General features: G+C 65.3%; 2 protein-coding genes. One reads left to right on the top strand and one right to left on the bottom strand.

Annotated elements, in window-relative coordinates:
- Positions 1-593, top strand: a 593-nt coding sequence (locus AC2VON_RS11710; RefSeq protein ID WP_486953117.1) for a glycosyltransferase, incomplete at its 5' end; no start/stop codon positions are given.
- 13 nt (positions 594-606) lie between these two features.
- On the opposite strand, the gene AC2VON_RS11705 is transcribed toward AC2VON_RS11710, so the two are convergent.
- On the bottom strand, positions 607-1,613 hold a 1,007-nt coding region (locus AC2VON_RS11705), incomplete at its 5' end, for a GMC oxidoreductase (protein WP_486953116.1).

The following is a 1,613-nucleotide window of genomic DNA, read 5'->3' as shown; positions in this document are numbered from 1 at the left end:
GGCCCTTCGTCGGCACGTTGACGATGGAGTTGGCGACGGGCGCCGATGACGACGTCGCTTCGTGGATCGCCGCGGGAACGCCGCCCATTTGCTTCGGGTTCGGCAGCATCCCGGTCGAATCTCCCGCCGATACACTTGCCATGATCGACGCCGCGTGTGCGCGACTGGGCGAGCGGGCACTGGTTTGCGCCGGCTGGACCGATTTCAGCAGCGCCGCTCACTCCGACCACGTCAAAGTGGTGGGCGCGGTGAACTACGCGGCGATCTTTCCCGCCTGTCGTGCCGTCGTCCACCACGGCGGCGCGGGCACCACGGCCGCGGGCCTGCGCGCCGGCGTGCCCACGTTGATCCTCTGGATGGCAGACGTCCAGCTGATGTGGGGAGCTGCGATCAAGCGGTTGAAAGTGGGCACTGCGCGGCGCTTTTCGAGCGCTACCGAGGAATCGCTGGTCGCCGATCTGCGTCGGATCCTGTCCCCGGACTATGCGACCCGCGCCCGCCGCATCGCCACTCGGATGACCAGACCCGCCGAGAGTGTTGCCGCTGCCGCCGATCTCGTGGAGAACTTCGCCCGCCTCGAGCGTGTCAGCTGAACACCCCGACCTTTCAGCCGGGGAAATGCGTCTGGTTGACGTGCTCGGCGACCCGCAGGGCGTTGGCCGCGACCGTCAAACTGGGGTTCAGGCCGGCGCTGGAGGGAAAAAACGACGCATCGACCACGTAGAGGTTGGTCACTTCGTGGGCGCGGTTGTGCGGGTCGAGCACGCTGGTTTTCGGATCGGTACCGAAGCGGCAGGTGCCACAGACATGGCCGAGGGTCGAGTTGTTCGCGCCGGTCCGCAATGTCAGCGTGCGAAACGGCTTCAACACCTCTTTTATCTGCCGGATGAACACCCGGCGGCGTTGGGACTCACTGGGGTGTAATCGATAGTGAAGTTGCAGCCGTTGGCGACCGTCAGTGCCGGGTCGATCGCTGGGCAGGACGCGGTTGTCCAGATACGGCAGGTCTTCCATCATCGGGGCCAGCAGCAGTCCACCGTTGAAGAAGCGATCGTAAATAGGCCGCACCGCCGGACTTATCAGCCGCAGTAGCCTTGGCTGCCAGCCCGGGTGGTTGGTCAACATGTCGATGGACGCCAAATTGGCCATTGCGCCGGCCGACTGTAGGGTGCCGTATTTCTGGCCTTCCCAGAAGTAGAAGTCGTTGAGCCCGATCTCCTTGTTTTCGGCCGTGATCGTGCAGCCGGGTTCTGGCCAGACTTCGATCCAGTCCATGAGGTGGCGCATCAGGTTGCGCCCGACCCAGTCGGAGCTGTTGGCCAGTCCGTTGGGCCACTGCCCGGAGCGGGACTCGAGCAGTAGCAGTGGGGTGGCCAGTGCGCCGGCGGCCAGCACCACGACCTTGGCTTTGAGGGTCAGCATGCCGGAGTGGTGTTGGGCGATCGCGTGCTGGATGTGGGTGTGGTCGGCTTCCAGGCGCAGCACCCGGCATTGGGTCAGCAGGTGGGCGCCGTGCTCGGTGATCGCGGGCAGCACGCCATTGCGGGCCGCGTCGTTCTTGCACGACCGGTCGCAGAGATAGAGCTGGCAGGTCGCGCAGCCGTCGGTGTAGT

It is taken from the genome of Mycobacterium sp. TH-M82, from assembly GCF_057473605.1.
Note: the sequence above shows the minus strand (reverse complement) of the source record. Positions and strands in the feature narration are given on the sequence as shown.